The 23,856-nt window shown below is 39.3% G+C and carries 17 protein-coding genes; 5 read left to right on the forward strand and 12 right to left on the reverse strand.

The window, feature by feature from the left end; translation table 11 throughout:
* Position 1: 1 nt before the first annotated feature.
* Positions 2-4,690 carry an NAD-glutamate dehydrogenase gene (locus ACKC4Y_RS08250; RefSeq protein ID WP_409361250.1) on the forward strand — a complete coding sequence of 1,563 codons (4,689 nt, stop codon included), beginning with the start codon at positions 2-4 and terminating at the stop codon, positions 4,688-4,690.
* A gap of 189 nt (positions 4,691-4,879) precedes the next feature.
* On the opposite strand, the gene ACKC4Y_RS08255 is transcribed toward ACKC4Y_RS08250, so the two are convergent.
* The 4 genes from ACKC4Y_RS08255 to ACKC4Y_RS08270 all read right to left on the reverse strand — a co-directional run bounded on the left by ACKC4Y_RS08255 (position 4,880) and on the right by ACKC4Y_RS08270 (position 9,692).
* A complete protein-coding gene (locus ACKC4Y_RS08255) occupies positions 4,880-5,935 on the reverse strand; it encodes a DUF2125 domain-containing protein (RefSeq protein ID WP_409362177.1) in 1,056 nt (351 codons plus the stop codon).
* 148 nt (positions 5,936-6,083) lie between these two features.
* Positions 6,084-6,830, reverse strand: a complete 747-nt coding sequence (locus tag ACKC4Y_RS08260; RefSeq protein ID WP_409361251.1) for a glutamine amidotransferase — start codon at positions 6,828-6,830, stop codon at positions 6,084-6,086.
* Positions 6,831-6,921: 91 nt separating this feature from the next.
* Positions 6,922-8,493: a heme biosynthesis protein HemY gene (locus ACKC4Y_RS08265; RefSeq protein WP_409361252.1), complete on the reverse strand. Its 1,572-nt coding sequence runs from the start codon at positions 8,491-8,493 to the stop codon at positions 6,922-6,924.
* Between the two features lie 11 nt (positions 8,494-8,504).
* The gene (locus ACKC4Y_RS08270) at positions 8,505-9,692 is read right to left on the reverse strand and encodes a COG4223 family protein (RefSeq protein ID WP_409361253.1); all 1,188 of its coding nucleotides are present in this window, start codon (positions 9,690-9,692) and stop codon (positions 8,505-8,507) included.
* Between the two features lie 390 nt (positions 9,693-10,082).
* Here ACKC4Y_RS08270 and tsaD point away from each other — a divergent pair, with 390 nt between their 5' ends.
* The 3 genes from tsaD to ACKC4Y_RS08285 all read left to right on the forward strand — a co-directional run bounded on the left by tsaD (position 10,083) and on the right by ACKC4Y_RS08285 (position 13,356).
* Positions 10,083-11,177: a tRNA (adenosine(37)-N6)-threonylcarbamoyltransferase complex transferase subunit TsaD gene (gene tsaD, locus ACKC4Y_RS08275; protein ID WP_409361254.1), complete on the forward strand. Its 1,095-nt coding sequence runs from the start codon at positions 10,083-10,085 to the stop codon at positions 11,175-11,177.
* Between the two features lie 445 nt (positions 11,178-11,622).
* Entirely contained in the window at positions 11,623-12,057 is a 435-nt protein-coding gene (locus ACKC4Y_RS08280) for an EVE domain-containing protein (RefSeq protein ID WP_409361255.1), read from the forward strand.
* Positions 12,058-12,672: 615 nt separating this feature from the next.
* Positions 12,673-13,356 carry a response regulator transcription factor gene (locus ACKC4Y_RS08285; RefSeq protein ID WP_409361256.1) on the forward strand — a complete coding sequence of 228 codons (684 nt, stop codon included), beginning with the start codon at positions 12,673-12,675 and terminating at the stop codon, positions 13,354-13,356.
* Positions 13,357-13,363: 7 nt separating this feature from the next.
* On the opposite strand, the gene ACKC4Y_RS08290 is transcribed toward ACKC4Y_RS08285, so the two are convergent.
* From ACKC4Y_RS08290 to argH, 5 genes are all read right to left on the reverse strand, one after another.
* Positions 13,364-14,188: a methyltransferase domain-containing protein gene (locus ACKC4Y_RS08290; protein ID WP_409361257.1), complete on the reverse strand. Its 825-nt coding sequence runs from the start codon at positions 14,186-14,188 to the stop codon at positions 13,364-13,366.
* A gap of 223 nt (positions 14,189-14,411) precedes the next feature.
* Positions 14,412-16,835 (reverse strand): TIGR02302 family protein, encoded by a 2,424-nt coding sequence (locus ACKC4Y_RS08295; protein ID WP_409361258.1) that lies wholly within the window; start codon positions 16,833-16,835, stop codon positions 14,412-14,414.
* Between the two features lie 141 nt (positions 16,836-16,976).
* A complete protein-coding gene (gene lysA, locus ACKC4Y_RS08300) occupies positions 16,977-18,242 on the reverse strand; it encodes a diaminopimelate decarboxylase (protein ID WP_409361259.1) in 1,266 nt (421 codons plus the stop codon).
* Between the two features lie 8 nt (positions 18,243-18,250).
* A complete protein-coding gene (gene lptM, locus ACKC4Y_RS08305) occupies positions 18,251-18,430 on the reverse strand; it encodes an LPS translocon maturation chaperone LptM (RefSeq protein WP_409361260.1) in 180 nt (59 codons plus the stop codon).
* Between the two features lie 59 nt (positions 18,431-18,489).
* The gene (gene argH, locus ACKC4Y_RS08310) at positions 18,490-19,890 is read right to left on the reverse strand and encodes an argininosuccinate lyase (RefSeq protein WP_409361261.1); all 1,401 of its coding nucleotides are present in this window, start codon (positions 19,888-19,890) and stop codon (positions 18,490-18,492) included.
* A gap of 32 nt (positions 19,891-19,922) precedes the next feature.
* Between argH and ACKC4Y_RS08315 the strand changes: the two genes are divergently transcribed.
* A complete protein-coding gene (locus ACKC4Y_RS08315; RefSeq protein WP_409361262.1) occupies positions 19,923-20,618 on the forward strand; it encodes a TlpA disulfide reductase family protein in 696 nt (231 codons plus the stop codon).
* Position 20,619: 1 nt separating this feature from the next.
* On the opposite strand, the gene ACKC4Y_RS08320 is transcribed toward ACKC4Y_RS08315, so the two are convergent.
* The 3 genes from ACKC4Y_RS08320 to ACKC4Y_RS08330 all read right to left on the reverse strand — a co-directional run bounded on the left by ACKC4Y_RS08320 (position 20,620) and on the right by ACKC4Y_RS08330 (position 23,321).
* A complete protein-coding gene (locus tag ACKC4Y_RS08320; RefSeq protein ID WP_409361263.1) occupies positions 20,620-21,114 on the reverse strand; it encodes a YaiI/YqxD family protein in 495 nt (164 codons plus the stop codon).
* Between the two features lie 13 nt (positions 21,115-21,127).
* Positions 21,128-21,982, reverse strand: coding sequence for a YihY/virulence factor BrkB family protein (locus ACKC4Y_RS08325; RefSeq protein WP_409361264.1), 855 nt, complete (start codon positions 21,980-21,982; stop codon positions 21,128-21,130).
* A gap of 409 nt (positions 21,983-22,391) precedes the next feature.
* A complete protein-coding gene (locus tag ACKC4Y_RS08330) occupies positions 22,392-23,321 on the reverse strand; it encodes a prephenate/arogenate dehydrogenase family protein (protein WP_409361265.1) in 930 nt (309 codons plus the stop codon).
* Positions 23,322-23,856 lie beyond the last annotated feature (535 nt).

The raw sequence follows: 23,856 nt of genomic DNA on the forward strand, positions 1-23,856 counted from the left end.
TGTGTTACAACAAAAAGCATCAGAAATAAAAAGTAATCAAGATAAAATAGAACAAATCCTTTTTGCTCATACTGATAAAGAAGATATCGCCTGTTACGAGAACAAGGAACTCCAAAAAGCAGCAACCACCGCTGTTAATGCCTTCAATCTCCATCAAGCAGGAAAAAGCACCATCTGTTTTGAACAAAATTTGACCCGCGACAACAAACCTATAACCATTATCACGCTTGTCAACGATAACAAACCCTTTCTCCTTGATTCTATTTTAAATATCTTCAACCAGCACAAAAATCACATTCATCTAATTGCGCACCCCGTCCTTGATTGTGCCTCCGGACAACGCATCAGCTTGATGCAAATTCACATCGAACCATTAAACGAACAACAAATACAAAAGCTCAAAGATGAAATCGCCTTAGTCCTTGAACAGGTCAATGCTGCTGTGCAAGACTGGAAACCTATGCTAAAAGAAGTCGAAAAGCATATCCATGCCTATCAAACAAATCTTCCCGCGCACTACAAACAAGAAGGCGAAAAAGCTGTTGAATTTCTTAACTGGTTGATGGATAATAATTTTATCTTCCTTGGCATGCGCACTTATAACTTCACCAAAAACCAAGAGCCTACCAAAGCCTTTACAGCCAGCGACATTGAGTTGGGTATTCTCACTGATGCCTCTATTCGCATTATTGGCGATGCACGCGTGGAAGAACCTCCCCAAGAAATTTTATCCTTTATGGAAAGCAATAACCTACTGATTGTGACAAAAGCCAATAGCCGTTCAAAAATTCACCGTCCTGTTTGGCTCGATTATATTGGTCTTAAAATCTTTGATAAAGAAGGTAAGCTGTGTGGAGAATTACGCATTGTAGGATTGTTTACTTCCTCAGCTTATACACGCTCTATCTCACAAATCCCATTCTTAAAAGAAAAAGCCAAAACCATTATTCAACGTCTTGGATACAATCGCGCTGACTATTCTGGAAAAGCACTCGTCAGTGTTTTAGAAACTTACCCTAGAGATGAAATGTTTCGCTCTGACGTTGATACATTGACAGAAAATGCCAAACTTATCATGCAATTAGACGAACGTCCACGTCTCCGGGTACTCGCTCATATTGATTCTTTTGGACGCTTTGTTTCTATCCTCGTTTATGTACCTCGTGACCAATATAGCAGTAATATTCGCGAAAAAATTGGCGAATATTTTGTCGAACTTTATCAAGGTGATTTTTTTGAATCCTATCCACTCTTCTTAGAAAGCACACTCATCCGCGTTCATTATATCATCCATCGCAAAGGGAACGAAAGCGCTCCTGTTGTTGAGCGCACAGTACTCGAACAAAATGTTCGTTCCATAGTACGAAGTTGGGAAGACAGTGTCCAAACCATAGCTCTTAACCGCAAAGCAACAGACCAACAAATGCGTTTAGCTAGCCAATTTCCCAATAGCTATCGCGACTTATTCTCAGCGAAAGATGCAATCGAAGATGCAGGTCATATTCTAAGTCTTAATGATAAAAAACCTCTTTTCGTTACTTTTTATCACACACACAACAAAGAAAAACGAAATATTTCTCTCCGGCTCTTTCATCACCATGAAGCACTAGCCCTTTCCAAGCGCGTACCACTGCTTGAAAACATGGGATTTCGGGTCATTGCTGAGCAAACTCTTAAATTACCAGATGGCAACGGACACTCTGTATATCTTCATGACATGCAACTAGAAAGCGCCTTCCAACTCTGTATTGATTTCGACAAAAATGGTCAAAAGCACGCTGAAACATTCGAAGCAATTTGGTCCCATGATGCTGATAATGATGCCTTTAACGCTTTAACTCAAACAGCTGAACTTAATTGGCGTGAAATTGTTATTTTACGCCACTATGGACGCTATCTCCAACAAACTGGAATTCCATATTCACAAGAACGCGTTGCCCAAACTTTAAACGCCTATCCTGATATTACCCAAGATCTTTATGCTTTGTTTCATTTGAAATTTCATCAAAGCCATACAGAAAAAGAACGGGAAAAAAGCCAACAGGTCATTCAAAAGCGCATTGAAGAAAAATTACAGAAAGTATCAGGTTTAGATGATGATCTCATCTTACGGCGTTATCGTAATCTTATCGATGCGAGTTTACGAACCAACGCCTTTACTCCTCTAACCAATGGTAGCCCACGACGTATTTTAGCAACCAAGTTAGATCCACGCCAAATTGAAGGTTTACCTGAACCGCGCCCTTATCGAGAAATTTTTGTTTATGGACCAGAAGTTGAAGGCGTTCATTTGCGCTTTGGTCCTATTGCACGCGGTGGAATCCGTTGGTCTGACCGCGCATTAGATTATCGCACTGAAGTGCTTAGCTTAGTTAAAGCCCAACAGGTTAAAAACGCGGTTATCGTCCCTGTTGGTGCAAAAGGTGGATTTTATCCTCATCGCCTTCCCCAAACCAATGACCGTGCCGTAATTATAGAAGCCGCACGACAAGCCTATATTGAATTTATCACAGCTTTACTTTCCATTACTGATAATCTGATCAACGATAAAATAAGTGCTCCGCATAACATCATCTGCCATGATGCCCCTGACCCTTATTTTGTTGTTGCAGCAGACAAAGGCACAGCAACCTTTTCTGATACAGCAAACAGCATCAGCCAAGCAAACCACTTTTGGCTTGATGATGCTTTTGCCTCTGGAGGATCAGCAGGCTACGACCACAAAGCCATTGGAATTACCGCCAAAGGTGCGTGGGAAGCAGTCAAAAGACACTTTCGAGAATCTTTCAATCACGATATTCAAACAACCCCTTTCACCTGTATCGGTGTTGGTGATATGTCTGGTGATGTCTTTGGCAATGGAATGCTTCTTTCCAAACAAACAAAACTTATTGCCGCATTTGACCACCGTGATATCTTTATCGACCCAGATCCAAACATAGCTGAAAGCTATGCAGAACGTATGCGCCTCTTTCAACTCCCTCGTTCGAGTTGGCAGGATTACGACCAAACAAAATTATCCAAGGGCGGTGGTATCTTCTCACGCACAATGAAAACCATTACGCTTGCACCTGAAGCAGCAAAAGCCATTGGTTTTGAAAAACAAACAGGAACCCCCTTTGAAATTATCTCTGCACTTCTCAAAGCACCTGTTGATCTTTTATGGTTTGGCGGCATTGGAACTTATATCCGTGCAACCACAGAAACCGATGCCCAAGTAGGAGACCGTGCTAATGATACACTCCGCATTACTGGTGAACAAGTTCGTGCAAAAGTTATTGGTGAAGGAGCTAATCTTGGTGTTACACAACGTGGTCGAATTGAATATGTCTTAAACGGTGGGCGCTGCAATACGGACGCTATTGATAATTCCGCAGGAGTGAATTGTTCTGATGTTGAGGTCAATATCAAAATTGTTCTAGCATCAGCCCTTCGTGCAAAAACACTGACCCGTGAAGCACGCAATGAACTCTTGAAAGAAATGACTCCACAAGTTGAGCGTTTAGTTTTGCGCAACAATTATTTACAGACCCTTGCTCTTTCATTGGCTGAAAGCCAAAGTATTGCGGATTTGCCTTATCAAATCCGCTTTATGCATGATTTAGAACAGAAGAAACTTCTAGATCGCAGAGTTGAAATTCTCCCTGATGAACAAATTTTGCGGCAAAGAATAACACAAGGTCAAGGACTTATACGTCCAGAACTCGCTGTTATTTTGGCATATGCTAAATTAACCCTGAAAGAAGAAATCGCCCATAGCGCTATTGTTGATGAGCGTTATTTTGATGAAATTTTGTTGCACTATTTTCCAACTCAAATTCAGACAAGCTTTGAGAAAGACATCATTAACCACCAATTACGTCGTAATATTATTGCAACCCTCATTGCCAATGATATTGTGAATCGTGGAGGTCCTACTTTTGTTAGTCGACTACAAGACGCTACTGAACAAAAGGTTGAAAATATCATTCGTGTTTTCATCGCATTGTGTGATGGTTTTGAAATACCCCAATTGTCTGATCAAATTGATAAGCTTGACAATAAAATACCAGGTCTTGTCCAAAATAAATTTTACGCAGCCATTATGTCAATGCTTTTTGAAACAACAAATTGGGGTTTGCGTAATATGGATCTCTCGGTTCCATTAGAAGAACTTGTGAAAACAATAAAGCAAGCCCGTACTGTTATCGAAGAGCTGCTATCATATTCCAATGATAACGATATCAATCAAAAAATTAAAGAAAAAACAATACATTATAGCGAAGAAGGCGCACCAAAAATTTTAGCAAAACAATTGGCTTTCTTAGAAGCTGCTCCAATAATTTGTGACATTTCTTTGATTGCAAAACAAAGCAACAGCGACCTTATTAAAACCGCAGAGATCTATTTCTCACTTGCGCAAATCATTCGTATAAATCGCATTAATGAAGCAAGTCGAACAATTCCTGTACTTGATTATTATGATAGTATGGCCTTAAGCCAAGCTAAAGAAAATATTGCCGAAAGTTTACGCAAAATTGTTCTGAAAATCCTGAAAAATTATGGAGCAAAAGAGGATCCCTTTGCAGCTTGGAGTAAAACAAAAGAAGAGCAAATTCATAATGTAACAAACCGCATTGGTGCTCTCATTGAAAATGATCTCAATATTTCTCGCTTTACCTTCGCAGCAGGTATGATTGCACAACTTTAAAACAAACCTTTCAGATTTAAAGCAGTGCAAGATGGCTAAGTTAAAAAACTTCGTTTTTCCTACCCATGAATAATCAGTGAAGGAAAATCGGAGAAGCCATCTATATTTTTAGGCATAATGATTAAAACAAAAAAATCTCACTACCTTTCCAGAAGAGTTGATTGCATAACTCAAAAGCACATCTTAGACTTAAAGCGGTGCGAGACGGCCAAGTTTTAAAAAACCTAATTTGGCCCATCCATGGGTAACCTGCAATGGCAGAATGGGGTAGCCATCTGGACTTTTAGGCATAGCACCCAAAACAAAAAATAAAGCTTGTAGATTATTAGCATGCTCAGGAAACAAGCGCTGCATAGTGGTAAGAAGCTCCATATGCTTCACAAAGACAAGATCAAATTTTGCTGTCAAATATCCTTCATCATCAAAGGAAAAAGGCCCACTGACACGCAATACGCCACCTGTATGAAAAATCAATTCACCACGCTTTAAAACACCACTTTTCCCATACAAATGCTGTCTCCAACTGCTTTTTCCATTTTCAAACAAATGAGACACATCATTGAAAATCAACTTTAAGTTGCCATCAATTTTTGGAATATCAATAAAGTAAGGTGCAAAAAACATGGAAGAATCAAAATCATCGAAAGTAAGACGCCCTGATAAGTGATTCTTTTCGTGTTTAAGATCAAGTCGCAAAAATTCTGCCGTTATTTTTTGGGGCACATTCTCTTGATCTAACGAAGGTGCAATCACACCCGGAGCATTTTTCAAAGATACTTGATTCCCAACATTTTCTTGTATTGCTTTTTTGTTTTTCGTTTGTGATCCAAATTTTTCTGGAAATTTCTGATCTTCAAGGGATGAAGCAATAGTGGAAACCTCAAGCCCTTCAGCTATCAGTTTAAATGTCTTACCGGTTTTCCAATAGAGTTCTGTTTCAATCACCAGATTGCGCCAGTGTGACACGATAGATGTTTTTTCAGAAAAAACAATTGATGCAGGAGAATGAATATTAAATTCTACAAAATGAGGTGCATAAATTGGTGCACCAATTGTTAAATGCCCCGTTGATAAAGAAAGTCCGTGCAATGGCCAAGTAAACTGGAATTGATCACAAGCAACACCGATACGTAACGGATAACCATTCTTGCTGAAATGTTCGCATACAACCGTCATATCACGGTCAGATGCCTTTACGAATAAATCAGAAACACGATCTTCTATTTTACGTGAAAAAAAAACCAGAGTGAACTATAAACGAGTATCATAACAAGACAAAATAACCCGCAAAGCAGATAGCGCACAGAGAGGCTTTTCCGCAGAGATGTCAATTGAGCAAATATAGACAAAATGAAAACTTTCCTTATTTCATGATGATTAAATTTTTTAACTCTCACGCGTGTGTGACGGGCACACAAAAAATATGTCGCAATGCATTTTCAAACCATTGACTTAAAGCCTGATCATAAATTAAACGACCTTTCAAATGTGCAGAAGCTGGCTGAGCACCTTTTTCGGTCAATTTATGTGCTGAACGAACCATCAAACGACGCATCATAGCACGTGTGAATTCGGCATGAAATTGCAAACCCCATGCATTGTCTCCATAACGAAAAGCTTGTGTAGGATATGTATGTCCTGTTGCCAAAAGCATAGCCTCTTTAGGTAAGTCATAAATCCCTTCATCATGAAAATGGTAGACCATTTCTGGCCAATTCATCAATTCCTTGCCTTGCGAAGTTGCTTCCAATGGGTACCAGCCAACTTCAACAGTCCCATCGCTTCTTGTACCAACACGCCCCCCTAGATTTCGCGCTAACATTTGTGCTCCAAGACAAATACCCAAAAAAGGCTTATTCTCTTCCAATGACAAAGAAATCCAATCAATTTCTTCACCGATATAGGCTTCTCTGTCATTCACACTCATCGGCCCCCCTAAAATAACAACTCCAGCATAATGCTTTAATGTATGGGGAAGCTTCTGCCCTAAAATAGGACGATAAATATCAAGAACAAAACCATTTTGTTGCAAAAATTTTCCCAAACGACCAGTATATGTAGATTGGCGATGAACAACGACTGCTATTCTTGGTTTGCTGTTTTTTCGCTTTTTACCACAACAGCTTTGTATTAAAAACATTTGTAATCAATCACCCCTACAATCAAGTTAAATCTAATTTTTTAAAAACAAGAACAATTTTAATCAACACTCTTCACTCTAGTTCTTCTTTTTAAAATAACCGAAATTTCTTTTTCGATAAAGACGCATCATCCTCTTCTGTTTTAATCCCTGGATCATCAACATTTAAGTGTGTTTGGCTTAGTAGCTCAGTCTCTTTTTTCTTTATATCTTGTTCCTTTGTCTGAACATGATGCAAAAGACCATCTCCTAAAGATGAGACCTCTTCAAGCAACTTATCTTCAACAAAAGCAGTTTTTTCCACAATACCTTTTTTATCTTCTTTATCTTCTTTTTTCAGTGTAACATTATCAGCCTCTAATGTGAGAGGAGGCATGCTGGGAGGCGTTTTCCATTCGAAACACCCCAAACGTCCACTTATTGGAGAAACCACAGACCAAGAAGAAAAGATGGACCCATCACACATCCATACGGGATCACGTTCAGCACGCAATGCCAAAGAAAGCCATTGCCGCACCGCCCCTTGATTATTTCCTTCTGCTTCTTCAATATCTGCTAGCAACAAATAAACACTTTCCCGCGGATGATACCGGAGTGCTTTTTGTGCCTGTTCTCTTGCTAACCCCCTTTCACCAGCATCTAGCGCAGCTTTAGCAATGAGGAACGCCGATTCAAATGTGCCTTTATTATAAGAAGCCAGTGTTTTAGCTTTTTTTAACCGCCCAACGGCTCCCTCTTCTCTTTCAAGATAAAGTGCTCCCAAATCAGGATGAGGATCTTTCTGCCAAGCAGAAATAATCATTTTATCAGCTTTGCGTATTTCATTTAGTTTATAAAGAATATCAGCAGCAATAACCGTTATAGGCACAAAATCAGGTGCTAATTTATGTGCTTTCAAAATAGCTGCACGCGCATCGAAAGGATGTGTGTTAAACAGATTAAGTGCCTGTCCACTTAACAGCAAAGCCTGTATATGATGACGCTCGACAGTCGAACGACGAGAACGAGGCAAAGCTTTTTGTGCCCGCTCAAAAATATCAAGTGCTTTATCCCATTTACCCTCAGCACTCAGCTGATCAAGCACTGCTTGATTAGCCCACAAAAGTGCGGGTGACAAAGCCAAGGCTTCTTCTGCATATTGTTGCGCTGCTTCATAAGCATTTGTTTTTATAGCTTCACGAAACAAGCCATAAAGTCCAGCCAATTTTGTCGGCGCTTCCTTTCTCATCTTCTCATAAAGATCAATGGCGCGAACAGAATCATCTTGCAAAGACAAAGTTTGAGCTTGTAAGAGTCTAACCAATGGCTCTTGATGACTTGGAAGATATTTTACAACACGTGCCACCATTTTTTGTGCGGCAACACCATCACCAGCAAAAACAGCAAGAACGCCTTTTGAAAGAGCTTCATAACCCAGCTTTTTGTGGCGTTTATAAAAATAATTGGAGAAAGCCCTAGGGATGGAAAAAAGGGTAGACAAAAGCCACCACAGAAGCACTAAAACTCCAAGAAACAAAATGAGCGCGCTTAAGAGTGTCAACAATGAAACGGAAAACCGAAACTGCAAAAATGTTATGACAAAAACATCATTGTGATTAGCAACCCATCCAAATGCTAGACCAACCACACATACAACAAAAGTATAAATCAAAACACGTATCATCTTGAGCCTATTTACATCTTTGTTGCTTTAACAGATCCTTGTTGCGCAGACAGCAACAACTTTTGGAGCAGATGATGAACAGCAATGTATCTTTCAAGTTGATGAACAAAATCTTCCGAAACATCTTTTGCACTTTGGGGCAATGTTTGCCATTCACTCAAAGCCTTATCGTAATCACCCGTTTGAATAGCAACTTCCATCCGTGCTGCAATCGCTCCCAGCGTTGTCCCTTCAACATTTCCAATCGGCCGTGAGACAACAAGACCTTTTATCCATGCCAAAATCTTTTCAAAAAAACCGGCATTTGACGCAACACTATTTTGCGTACTAACGATAGCATCCGCAACACGCGCAAAATCAGCTGAAAGTTGAGCTGAACGTGGAAGACCCGTTGTAGCTGTTTTTTGTAACAAATCAAATCCCTCAATCGAAGGCGATAATTGCTGTAATATTGTCAATTCATTGACATAAGAACCACCCCGATCTATGGCATTTTTTAGCGAACTGATTGCAATAAACAATGCAGTATTTATTTTTTCTTTCTCATTATTTTTAGCAATAATTTCTTCCTGCATATTCTCTAACTGTTGCTTTAAAGCAGTAAGATCATTTGCATTACTCTCTCCAACAGACAAAGCTGTTTTCATCTCTTTTGATACGCTTACTAAATTTAACACATACTCTTCAAGACCACTTACTTTTTCTTCTAAAGCTGCAACGGCTTTTCTGCTTTCTTCTTGTGAAATTTCCTCACCTTGAAAGGTGTCAAGTTTTTGTGATGAAAAAGAAGAAAGCTCTGCTTTCAATGCATCAATTTCTTGAAGTACACGCCCCAATTTCTGCACTGTCTCTTCACTTTGACTTTTTGCTGTTTCCGCAATCTGTAAAGCTTTTTCTCCGCCAGCACGATCATCCACCGAAAAAGAAGGAAGAAGACCCGCCCACTGTAGCGCCATCGCAAGACCCAAAGCAATGAGACCACCAATAATTCCTGAGATTGGCAAAAAAAACCAAGAAATACCAGACAGACGCTTATTCTGCGTATTTTGCTCGCTCTGTTTTTCTATCGCGTTCAATTCTACAGAGTTTTGTACTTTTTGCTCTGAATCATGACTCACACCTTCATGTTCAATCACGGGTTTCTTACGACGAACACCAGTGTAATGCGATTTAATTTTAGATTTTGAAGAATCTGCCATCTTAGCCACTTTTTTCGTACTTTTTTTAAAAGATAAAATAACAAAATGAAAAAAGCTTTAAAAATTAAGCATTTCTCAAACAACATATTTTGTTTTACACTCTTTCTATCAAGAGTATTTCTTCGTCAAAACTCTCTACAATTTATCCCTATTAATCCCTATAGAGATACTTACAGTGATATACTTTTATAAACAACCTTTTTAAAAACACACTAGCATTTTATACTGAAAAACATACCTTAATTTTTGGTCAACAAAGCAATTAGAGCAAAGAAAAAACTAAAATTATTTTTCTCACTAAGAGATCAATTTTAAGAGAAGTCCTTTGCTTCTTTGCCTGTCCGTGGTACCCACCCATGAAAGAAGCTTAAACATAAGGTTTTGTCTAAAATGCGCCTGTTAGGAATAGAAACAAGTTGCGATGAAACTGCTGCTGCTGTTATTGAACACAACAAGGAAGGAAACAGCCGAATTCTTTCCAATATTGTTTGGAGCCAAATTGACCATCATGCACCTTACGGCGGTGTTGTTCCTGAAATTGCTGCCCGTGCCCATGTTGAAATTCTCGATGATTTAATTTTGAAAGCACTGACAGAAGCAAACACAAAACTGAAAGACATTGATGCCATTGCAGCCACAAGTGGTCCTGGTTTGATAGGAGGGCTCTTAGTAGGCGTTATGACTGCAAAAGCACTGTCTCTTGCCACTGGAAAACCTTTTATTGCCGTAAATCATCTGGAAGGGCATGCCTTAACAGCCGTGCTAACACATAATGTTAATTTTCCTTATTTATTGCTTTTGGTATCAGGTGGTCATACACAAACAATCCTTGTTCATGGCGTAGGCAATTACCAACGTTTAGGAACCACTATTGATGATGCCTTGGGAGAAGCTTTTGATAAAACAGCAAAGCTCTTAGGCCTTCCTTATCCTGGCGGCCCCGCTCTTGAAAAAGCAGCTTTATTGGGTGATAAAAATCGTATCCCTCTTCCACGACCTTTAAAAGGTGAAAAACGGTTAGATTTTTCTTTTTCCGGCCTCAAAACTGCCGTTCGACAAGCCGCAACAGCCATGGCACCTCTTGCAGAAAGCGATGTTTCTGACATTGCGGCAAGCTTTCAAGCAGCCGTTACCGACACAGTGTGTGATCGTGTTAACTTGGCTCTACAACACTTTATCCACCAGTATCCTCTCTCGCATTATCAAGGACGTCGTCCACCTGCTTTAGTTGTCGCAGGTGGAGTAGCTGCTAACCAAGCCATTCGATCTACGTTGCAAGAACTTGCTCATAAACACGGTTTTGAATTTATAGCCCCCCCTCTTTCTTTGTGCACAGACAATGCTGCAATGATTGCTTTTGCTGGAGCTGAGCGGCTTGCTCGAGGAGAAACAAGTTCTCTTGACATTGCTCCTCGTTCACGCTGGCCATTAGATGAAAAAGCCGTTCCTTTAATCGGAACAGGACGTCGTGGAACAAAAGCATAGAAATAGATTGGTGTTTATATTATTCACGAAGCACAATATAAACCATCATCATTTAATATTTCACCTGTTCCCATAATCATTATAGTATTTAAGCTTTTTAGAACCAATTTTCCCGTTTTATTTTTTAAACGCAACGCAATAATTTCAACTTAGTGCAATCATATTGACTAGCCCTTCTAGACTAAAACCAAAAAATAATTAAACTTTCATATGCTGAGCCGATTGACTTTAAGTCTATTTTTCGCTCCACGCGCACATTTTCTCTCCTGCAAGAGAGTAAAAGCACAGTATCTCTATACATCATGTGAAAAAATATGGCTCATTTTTCTACCACAACTCAATTATTTCCAACAAAGAAGAAACAAATCGATAATGCGTACTCTTTACCCCATTTTAAAAATCATACTTTATGATGTTATATAGGTGCTTATAAAAAGGAGAGCGCATGGCTTATTGGCTTTTTAAATCTGAACCCCATAAATGGTCATGGGACATGCAAAAGCAAAAAGGTGCTGATGGTGAACAATGGGATGGTGTACGCAATTATCAAGCTCGTAACAATATGCGCGCCATGAAATATGGTGATAAAGGTTTTTTTTATCATTCAAATACAGGATTAGAAATCGTAGGCATTGTAGAGGTCTGTGCTGAAGCACATCCTGATTCTACCACCTCTGATCCACGCTGGGAATGTGTGGATATCCGTGCACTCTATGATATGCCAACACCTGTTTCATTAAAACAGATTAAAGCAAATCCAAAACTGGAAAATATGGTGCTGGTCAATGCCTCTCGCTTATCAGTGCAACCTGTAACAGAAGCTGAATGGAAAGAAGTCTGTTTGATGGGCAATCTTGAGATGAAAATTCTTTCAACCTAAAATAACAATTTTTGTTCATCGGCTAATATGTGGCAAGAGACGTTTCATGTCACGACGAGCGCGCGCGATACATCCTTCTGTCGATGTATAATTTTCTCGCATTAAATGCATAAAAATGGCACTCCCTCTTGCCATTTTTCGTTCTGTACTATTTCAATCCAACACCAAAACGATAGCATAAAGGCCATCTTCACGATACATCTTTTCAGAACTACGGAAGTAAGGAAGGCGTACTAAACGATATAATTGGCACCACCACGCGCATCACACCAACCATTCTGCACTCGAATGCAATGAAAAGGCAAAACAAAATGAAGAAATAATAAGGATTACCATGAAATCCTCCCCAAAATGCATATATGCCAAAAGCATCGCACCATAACTTTCACGCTTAAAAGCAAAAATACTGAAATTCCTTAGAGCACAAAAAACGATTCCACCCTGCGCATAAAAAAAACTTGCGTACAATTACCTAATTGTCAGCACACAACCATAAAAGCAACAAAAGTTTGTTTTTTATGGGATTTCTTTTTTAATTCTCCTTGCATGAAACTCCATTTTCATGAAACTATTTTCAGTTAGTCAGGACATCAACACACCTTATAAGGAAAAAAAATGACCAGATACACGCTTTTAATCGTTGAAAACGATGATGACCTGCGCCTCATTTTGGTAGAACAATTGCAAATGCATAAAGAATTTAAAGTTTTCCGATCAAAAACAGCTAAAGCAGGAATCGCAATAGCCAAAGAGAAAAACGTTAATTTAGCCATTTTTGGTATTGAGCTCCCTGATCTTGATGGCCTTAAAGCCGTCAAAAAATTACGCACCCAAGGATTTCGTGCTCCCATTATCATGATCACAAATCATGATACAGATTGCGATACCATTTTAGACCTTGAAACAGGCGCCAATGATTATGTCAAAAAACCCTTTCGTTTTGCTGTATTGTTAGCGCGAATTCGCGCTCAATTGCGTCAATACGAACAAAATGAAGATGCGTTTTTTTTAATTGGTCCCTATACTTTTCAACCTAGACAAAAACTCCTTATTGATCAAGATAACAACCAAATTCGCCTCACAGAAAAAGAAGCAGCAATTCTTAAATACCTCTGCTGCACCAACGAGCACATCGTGAACCGTGAAACATTGTTGGAACAAATTTGGGGATACAACGAAAATATTGTTACACACACGTTAGAAACCCATATCTATCGTTTACGACAAAAAATCGAAAAAGACCCTTCCAACGCACAAATTCTCATTACGGATCAGAACGGATATCGTCTTAATCTTTAATCCAAATTTACTGCTTCAAAAATGATTTTGATGCCATTAATTTTTCTTCTCTGAAAGCAAAAGGAAGCCGCCACGAGAGAGAGTTTTCACGTGCTTGTGGTGATAACGCAGGCATAAAAACACGCCGTGACTGGCGACGCTGAACAAGCAAACCTTGATAAACACGCTTCTGAGCCTGACAGATTAAGAGACCACCAAAATAAGGTAAAAGATGGCGTGCAAATGGTTCATAAAGAAAGGAAAACAATCGCGAAGCATAACCTGAGGAAGGCGTATAATGTACAATTTCTTGTACTGGTCCAGAAATAAAATTTGTTTTTTCAAACAAACGAGCAATTTGTTGTCGACTATAAGGTTCACCATAACCAAAGGGTGTGCAGCCATTACGCGCCCAAAAACCTGAGCGATTAGGAACAATAACGATCAAGTGACCATTGGGAGCCAAAACACGCCATATTTCATTCAGTGTTTCAAATGCATTTTCTGTATATTCAAGTGCATGTACCAATAAAATACAATCAATCGAAGCATCAGAAAGCGGTAAATCTTCTTCAAAAACAAGTGCTGTAGCGACCTTATCAGTACAAGGCCAAGGTGAAGCACCCTGAGCAGCAGGCATAAAAGCAAAACATTGTTGTGCACGCGTATACAACGCAGAAAGATAAGGCAATGCATAACCAAGACCCATGACCCGTTTATCAGCAAGATCCGGCCAGCATAAATTTAACTGATCACATAGCGTCTCTTGTACGCGCAATCCAAGTGCAGAAGCGTAAAAATCTCTCAGTGTGACTATATCCAATTCAACATACCGTGTAGAAACAAATTTCAAACATCACAGGCTTTCATATACCCCACTTATATGGACCTTTGCTTTTTCTTCGCAATGGCGAAAATTTTAATATTTCATATTTTAAACCCAAATGGCTTCAAAACTAGCATAGAACATTCCCATGATCACTGCACAAAAGCACTTTATCGCTTTTACCTTTTAAAACTTGCGCTTCATGAAAAACTTCCCGTGCATGTTTTTCAGCTAAGAAAAAGCCAAGTGATTAATTAAAACGAAGCAACCTTTCAAGATAGTTTTTTTCTGCTTCTGGAATATGCTCCTTACCAAGGCGTTTGCGAATTTCATCCAAAATCTGCCGCGCACGCATTTTATCACTTTCTTGCGGTAGTGCCGTACCTTCTTGCCCTTGATCCGTTTTTGAAGAAAGCGAACGTCCTAATGGATCTTCTTCTTGACCAGAGATAGCCTTGTTATTATTTCCTGCGTTTTTGAGGACTTCACGCATTTTTTCTAAAATATTTTGTGCACCCTGCCTTAAGGCCTCTAAAGCATCTGACTGATTTTGTATGGATGTTTGATGATTTCCCTGATCAAGAGCAACTTCTGCAGAATTCATTTTCTCCTCTGCCCTTTTCAAGGCATCGCTCTGTTCAACCCCTTGTTCTGACAATTCTTTTTCTAACGTCAATAATTCAGATTGCAACTCAGCCTGACGTTTTTTTAAAGATCTGCTTTTCTTTTCCTGCACATTTTCACCACGTCGTTGTTCCATTTCTAACTGATGTGTTTCATTGAGAATTTCTTGCTGACGACGCATCAAATCTCCAAGATGATCCATTTTTTCTTTCATTTGTGCGAATTGGCTCTCGCCCTGCTCCCCACCTTGATTGCCTTTTTGCACTTGCAAATGATCGAGAGTTTGTTCGATTTCAGCCAATAACTGTTCCGCTGCTACAGAGGAGCCCATCTTGGCCATTTCCTCAATTGAATTCAGCTTTTGCTGCAATGTATCTTCTGAAAGATTGGGACGACTAGAACCGCTATTACTATCTTGTGCCTTTTCAGCCAAAGTATGAATATAATCATCCATAGCTTGTCGTAAATCCGCCATAAGTCGCTCAATTTCTTTAGCTGGAGCACCGTAGCGAAGTGCATCACGCAAAGCAGCTTGTGCTTGTTTTAAATTTTTCTGAACAGATTCAAGTTGATTGCCTTCAATACCCAAAGCAATTTGCCATAAATAGTTGACCACATCGCGCAAATCATCTTCTGTCTCTGCCAGAGAAAGCCTTGTCCATGCACTCTGTAGAGCAAGGAAATGTGTTGCATTTTGAAGACCATCTTCTGGACGCACCAGCAAAGCAGAAAGCATATCAAGTACCTGCTCTCGCGATAAAGGATTAAGAGCCAATAAACGACGCAATTCACTCACTGCACGAGCGATAGGATTGGAAAAAATACGTTGCGGTAATGTCATAACAAAAGTTTTGCTACGACCTTGCTGTCCAGCACCATCTTCTGCCACCAAAGTAATTTTGACTTCTAAACCAGCCCACGGATGATTTGACACATCTCGTACCATCCGCATTTTACCCTTTCCACCACGCGGTAGAAGAAGATTTATTTCAGGTGCTCTATAAAGAGAAATGGTATTTTCACGGTTGTCAAGAAAAGGCTCTATTTCAACAAAGGACTTTGTCACTCCATAATCATCATCCATCTCATACTGTAGTTCTAATGAACCAGTCAAAATTCGCCCAGGCTTCTCCACCCAACGAATTGTCGGATACTGATCTTTCATCACCTGCAAATACCATTGCTGTTGCTTATGACGCGATGATACAGACAAAGCTACTGAACGTTCTAAACGTGTTTCAAAATGAACAGTTGGATCATTAAAAACCATTTTATCGCTTTTTTTAGAAAACAAAACCTCCCGCCCATCTTCTTCAAAAAGCGCTTTTACTGTAACACCAGCACCATTGACAACACGCACAACGAGATCACTCCCTTCAGGAACTGTAAACAGTGTTGTCTCGCCTTTCGTTAAATAAAGAGGTGCAACACCCGTATAAGCAGGGGGTGTTACCCAAGCATCAATCCGCATCAATGTTTCATCAACTAAAGGACGGAAATCAAAGGCATCTGCTAAACGCCCCCCCAAAGAGCCAAAAGAAAAACTAAAAGCACACACAAAAAGGAGAACACATAAAGCCCTCAAAGCCAAAGGATCATAAACAGCACTATTAGGATAGGCAAATCCTGTTTTTAAATGGTACAATTGTTCGGCCATGCGGCGTTGATGTTCGCGCCAAACAATTGCACTAAAACCTTCATCATTTTCTGGATATAAACGATCTGTTTGAGCACATAAAGGTTGATTTTTGAGGCTATTTGCTTGTTCAATGCGTCGATTAACTTCTCTAACTGTCGGAAACTGAAAGCGAATAAGAAAAAACAAACTTGCCACAGCAGAAAAAAGCATAAATCCAAGCAAGAACAAATGTGGCCAATAACTCAGAATGGCAAAAATGCCAAACCAACTAACCGAACAAAAGAGGCTGAGAATCAAAAAAAACGGCAACAACCGTAGCCATATCCGCTCAAATGAGAGGATACACCACATCAAAATGCACACACACAAAAGCTTCATTCTTGCAAAGCTTTTGATGTTTTCATCTCTCATAGACAAACATTTTTCCCCTTTTACAGCGGTAAACTAAAATCATAAAATGCATACAAGACTATTTCCAGAAAATAAATTGTTTCATCAAAGTTTAGTAAAAATAAGACCAAAAATATTTAACAATGCTCAATTCAATTCAGGCTAAATCCAATCTGGAATATGATCGCAATCTATTAATTGCGCATAATCACGACGTGGACGAATAATCGCAAAACGTGTATCCTGAATAAGAACCTCCGGCACCAAAAGCCGGCTATTATAGGTGCTTGCCATTACCGCACCATAAGCCCCCGCTCCTGTTATTGCCAAAACATCACCTGCTTTCAACACCGGTAAAGAGCGTTCCAAGCCTAAATAATCACCGGTTTCACAAACAGGACCAACAATATCAGCATTGATCATTAGGGCATCTACTGGTGTTTTTTTCACTGGTATCACATTTTGCCACGCGTCATAAAGCGTCGGACGCATGAAATCATTCATTGCCGCATCAACAATAACAAAATTCCGCCCTTCCCCCTTTTTTAAATACACAACCGATGTCACCAAAACACCAGCTTCACCAACAATACTACGCCCAGGCTCTAAAATAATATCAATCCCTAAAGGCGCAATATGTTTCTTTACCAAGGCCGCATACTCAAAAGGAGAGGGTACTGGATATTGCTCATGACCATAAAAAATACCAAGCCCACCCCCAATATCAATATGGGTTATCGCATAACCATTATTCCATAATTGACGCACAAAATCTGCAGCAATAATAAAGGCATCTTCAAACGGCTTTAAATCACAAATTTGACTACCAATATGGAGATCAACACCACACACATGAAGACCGGGCAATTGGGCTGCTTTTTTATAGACATCCCCCGCCAACGATAGCGGAATACCAAATTTATTTTCAGATTTTCCTGTTGTAATTTTCTTGTGAGTCTTAGCATCAACATCAGGATTAATGCGCAAAGAAATACGAGCTGTTTTTGAAAGCGCAACAGCCCGTGCTGATAATTGTTCAAGTTCTGGCTCTGATTCAACGTTAAAACAATAAATATCCTGTGCAAGAGCAAAATCTATTTCTCTCACTGTTTTACCAACACCAGAATAAATAATACGCTGCGCAGGAATACCAACAGCAAGTACGCGCCGTAATTCCCCTTCTGAGACCACATCAGCGCCCGCTCCATTGTTCGCTAAAAGTTGTAACACCGCTTGGTTGGAATTCGCTTTAACCGCATAAGCAATTAAACTCGGCATATCGCGAAATGCATTCTGATAATCTTTAAAATGTGCAACGATTGCGCTAGCTGAATAACAATAAAAAGGTGTTCCAACTTCCCGCACAAGTTCCAAAAGCGAAAGACCTTCAGCGTGGAGCACACCCTGATGATAAGAAAAAAAACGCATAAAAATCCCTATTGTATCAACCGATCAAGAATAAAAGATTCATCTGTTTTACCTTGAGGAACAAATGTTCCTTGTGAAGAATCCACCATTGCTGAAGGAGGCAATTCTAATGCCCCTTTACGCCCACATCCAACGATAATAACGCTCCCCAAAAGGACAATTGTTAAACTCTTTAAAATGACCTTCATACGCCCTTTTCTTTCCTAATAATATCTCTTCTTTATTCTTGCGTTTAAAATAAAATCACTCAGGCGGTTATAAGACGTTTTTTCCAATAAGCAATTTGGTGGAGTACTTCTGAAGGCGCAGTGCCCCCAAAACTTTTGCGACTTTTGACTGATTTTTCAACCGTCAAAACGTCAAAAAGTGCCGCATTGATATCTGGACATATCGTTTGAAGCTCAACCAATGATAAATCACTCAAACCGCATTGTTTTTTTTCTGCTAATGCCACAGCACGCCCTGTAATATGGTGTGCTTCACGAAAAGGAAACCCTAATTCCCGCACAAGCCAATCGGCAAAATCGGTTGCAGTTGCATAGCCAGAATCAGCGGCTTTTTTCATAGCTTCTTTATTAACTTGTAAATCACCAATAATCCCTGTCATTGCCGCTAAGGATAATTCTAAACTCATAGCGCCATCAAAGACATATTCCTTATCTTCTTGCATATCCTTCGAATAAGCAAGGGGTAACCCTTTCATCACCGTTAACAGCCCCATTAATGCGCCATTCAACCGTCCCACTTTAGCCCGCACAAGTTCGGCAGCATCGGGATTTCGCTTTTGCGGCATAATAGAAGAACCAGTTGAAAAAGCATCTGATAAACGAATAAAATGAAATTGTGCACTTGACCAAAGGACGATTTCTTCCGCTAAACGTGAAAGATGCGTTGCACAAAGAGCGCCAGCACTTAAAAATTCTAAGGCAAAATCACGATCCGAAACACTATCAATCGAATTGCGTGTTGGTTCTCGAAAGCCTAACGCTTTTGCTGTCATAAAACGGTCAATTGGAAAGCCTGTCCCCGCTAAAGCAGCCGCTCCTAAAGGCGATTCATTCATGCGCTCAATCGCATCACGCATCCGCGATAAATCGCGACCAAACATTTCAACATAAGCCATCATATAATGGCCAAATGTTACCGGTTGTGCTGATTGTAAATGCGTAAAGCCTGGCATAAAGGTATCAACATGTTGTTCTGCTCGAATAAGCAATTGCTCTATCAATCCTTTTAAAGCTTGTGCTATCTTTTGCGTTGCTTCACGCACCCACAAGCGAAAATCAACAGCAACTTGATCATTGCGTGAGCGAGCCGTATGCAAACGCCCTGCTACAGAACCAATCAATTCGCTCAGCCGCGCTTCAATATTCATATGAATATCTTCAAGCTTTCGTGAAAAAATAAATTTACCATCTTCAATTTCTTGGCGAATAAGTTTCAAACCATAAACAATTTTTTCATAATCTGATTGTGAAATGATTTTCGTTTGCGCTAACATAGCCGCATGAGAAAGGGAACCTTCAATATCTTGTCGATAAAGTTTTTGATCAAAATCAATTGAGGCATTAATTTCTTCCATAATTGCAGCAGGCCCTGCCGCAAACCGACCACCCCACATTTGGTTCTTTAATTCCTCATCTGTCATATTCTGTAAACATCCATACAAAGGACAAAATTATGATTTCTCAAATTTTCATCAGCGAAAAAAACAATAAAAAAAGGCAATTCTCCCTTGTATTCTTTATCATTGCATTGAGTTTATACGCAACCATAAACCACGATAACAAAAGAGAGTCTTTCCTTTTCAATTTCATTTCAGCAGCAAAAGCACAAAAAATAAACACTGATAAAGCACAAGCAGAAAAAATGATGGCGATCCGAAAAGCAGCAAAAGGCTTTTTTAGCCACATACGATTTGCTGATACGCCCTCAGATATGAAGAAACTCTCTTTCAAGGATGTTCAAGGAAAAGAGCACACACTCAGCGAATTTACTGGAAAACCAATGCTGGTCAATCTATGGGCTATTTGGTGTGCACCTTGCCGCACAGAAATGCCCGAACTTGCGCAATTAAAACATGAATTAGGTGGAGAAAACTTTGATGTCATAGCTATTAATATCGATAAAACTGCTTCTCCTGAAAAAATTCAGCAATTTTTACAGAATATTCATGCGGATAATTTGCTTTACTATCGCGATGAAACAATGGATATTTTCAACAATGTTAGAAAACAGGGGATTGCTTTAGGACTCCCCATTACATTTCTCATCGATAAAGAGGGATATCTCATTGCTTCCTTCAATGGTGCAGCTCCATGGGCCAATGATGATGCCAAAGCACTTATAAAAGCTGTTATAAAAGAAGCCCTATAACCTAATAACCACGCCTTTTTAAACGTTGTATAAGGAGATCCAGTGCTGATAAAAAAGCAGAACGGTCTTTACGACAAAAAGGACGGGGACCACCTGTTATACTGCCCTGTCCCCGCAAATCTTCCATCAAATTGCGCATGGCCAAAGCTTGACCAATTGAATTTACATCAAAAATACGCCCCGTTGGCGAAAGACAAAAACCCCCAGCTTGCACAACCCGTGCTGCTAAAGGAATATCACTGGTAATAACGATACTTGCCTCATGCACATGTTCTACGATCCAATCATCAGCACAATTGAATTCACCAGCAACGACCACTCTTTCAATGAGTGCTTCATCTGGAAGGGACAAAAAACGATTTGCCACAACAAATGTCTTAAGCTGATAACGATTCATCACCCGATAAACTTCATCTTTTACAGGACAAGCATCCGCATCAATCAACAAAGTGATAGCAGGCTTTATTGGGATATTCACACCTTGGCTTTCATGCAATAGTTAAGTTCTTTCATTCATCTGAATGTTGCAAATGCTTACGATAAAACATTATCGCCGCATTTATTTCTCCTCCCAAAATAAAAATTGCGCTTAATATGTAAAGAAAAATAATAGCAACCATAATAGATGCTAACCCTGCATAGGTAGAAATATAATCAAACATTGTTAAATATTGTGCAAAAGCAATTGAAGCCACAAACCACACTGATATTGTCACCACGATTCCTGGTAAAATATCTATAAACTTCCGTCGCTCTGCTGGTAGCCATTTATGAACAATCAAAAGGCTTACAAAGAGAACAACCGCTGCGATTATGTAACGCCATAGACGAATGACACCGATATATTCTGTAATGAAAAAAGAATGATTTTGTATAATCTTGATAAGCAGAGGTGTTAAAATCAACAAAACGCTGATCACAATAAGACCAACAGCTCCAAGAATCACAAAAAACAAACTTTGAAAACGACAAAACAACAAGCTACGCCGATCAACAACACGATAAGCTCTATTTAAAGCTGTACGTAACGCCTCTACCCCATTAGAGGCAAAATAAGCCGCTCCAATGACAGAAACTGTCAACACTCCTCCCCGCTGTATGGTTAAAACATTGATAATTTCCTGAGATAAAGGCTCTGCAATGACATCTGGTAATAACTGCACCAAAGCTTTGATTTTTTGCGGTGTATATGTAAAAGCACCAAGAAAACTGGCAAGAGAAGTTCCAAAAATAAAAAAAGGGAAAAATGCTAAAAGACCAGAGAGCGCGACATGGCTTGCAAAAGCACTACCGTTATCACGCCAATAATGGCTTACTGCATCAACAAGGATACGATAGCTATACCAAAAGATATTTCTTAACAAATCTCGATACTTTCTGGTAAAACTCTTCCTCAGTCTATTTCAAGCTTTATAAAAATCATCAAAACTCTGAAAACAAATATTCTCCAATGTTGCAATATAAAGGGCAATAATCAATACGGTCAAGCCTGACTTTATACTAAAACAAAAACAACAACCCACTATATAAAATTCTACAACGACTTCATTTTTTGTCTCTTTTATAGATCAGCAACCTCTTCTGTACATCATACGCCCTATAGAGAGCTAAGTACGATAATATTGTACACATAAAACCTTTTGAAGTCATGATTATCTGTATCGAAGCAATCGCCACTCTTTTTTATTGCAATCTATGACTGAATAGAGAAAAAACTTCTTATCGATTTCTAGAAAAAACCAATGAAATTCAACAAAAACCCCTTGCTTTTACTCACCCTTTTTTAGAAACACTCTGACGTCCAAAATCAGGAGCATCAATTTCCTGTCCAGCATCAATAATATTGCGACGTACAGCACGCGTACGTGTAAAAAAGTTAAACAATGTCTCACCATCTCCTAAACGAATTGCCTGCTCTAAAAAAGCAAGCCCCTCACTAAAACGGCTCAACATTTCTAAAATAGCATCCTTATTATGCAAACAAATATCGCGCCACATAACGGGATCAGAAGATGCCAAACGGGTAAAATCACGAAAACCTGAAGCAGAATAAGTAATGACTTCTGAATTTGTCACCTTTTCTAAATCACTAGCCGTCCCGACAGTATTATAAGCAATCAAATGCGGCAAATGCGAAACAATAGCCAAAACAAGATCATGATGTTTAGGATCCATCTTTTCAACACGTGCACCACAAGCTTCCCAAAACGCTGTTAATTGTGCGACAGCAGCAGCATCACTCTCAGCAAAAGGCGTTAAAATACACCAACGATTCATAAATAAATCAGCAAAACCAGCATCCGGTCCTGAATATTCCGTTCCAGCAATTGGATGACCAGGAATAAAATGAACCGTTTTTGGCAATAAAGGTGCCATTTCCGCAATAACCAACGCTTTCGTAGAACCAACATCACTCACAATCGCTCCAGGTTTTAAATGATCACGAATGGTTTTTGCTACTTCTGCACTAGCCCCAACAGGAACAGAAAGAATAACCAAATCTGCTCCTTCAACAGCTTTTGCATTATCTCTCGTATAAAAGTCCCCAAGCTCCAATTTGCGCGCTCTTTTCAGGGTTTCTGAACGACGTGTTGCAATAGAAATCTGAGCCGCAAGATTTTTCTTTTTAATAACTCTTGCTAAAGAAGACCCAATCAGACCGATTCCAATGAGTGCTATTTTTTCAAACTGAATATGGAGCATCTTTCACCTTTAAAAACTCCTTGAAAACGACAACAAAGCACAAAATGTGCCAGTCTATTTATTCAAGAGTTATGTATCAAACATTTAAAAAACCACAACAAACAAAAGAAAATGAATCATTAAATCATGCGCCATCCATTAATCATCTGCACTGACCACTCGCAGATCATTTTTATCTGGAAAATGCCCCCTATTTGTAAGAAAAAACGTAATATTAAGTTCTAAAATTTGTCAATTCATTGCTTACAAACATTCATCGCTGCACAAAACACGAAATGCTTCATAAATTTTCGATCAATAATGACAAGCGCTCTGCACAAAATATCACAAGCTTTATTCCCCAATAAGCTTCCCAAAGAATAAGAAAATATCAATACTTTTCAAAATGCCTAGGCTACATCGCATAAAACTAAAGCAGAAACAATCAACACAGCTTTTTCAAATGTTGAAAATCCTGCTAAAAAACGTAAAGAAAAGATGCTGTGATTCTATAAAATCCCTACACTCCCCCGATAGCATAAATCAAGTAAGTATG

Origin of the sequence: Bartonella heixiaziensis, assembly GCF_046245125.2 — a bacterium.
GTDB lineage: Bacteria > Pseudomonadota > Alphaproteobacteria > Rhizobiales > Rhizobiaceae > Bartonella > Bartonella heixiaziensis.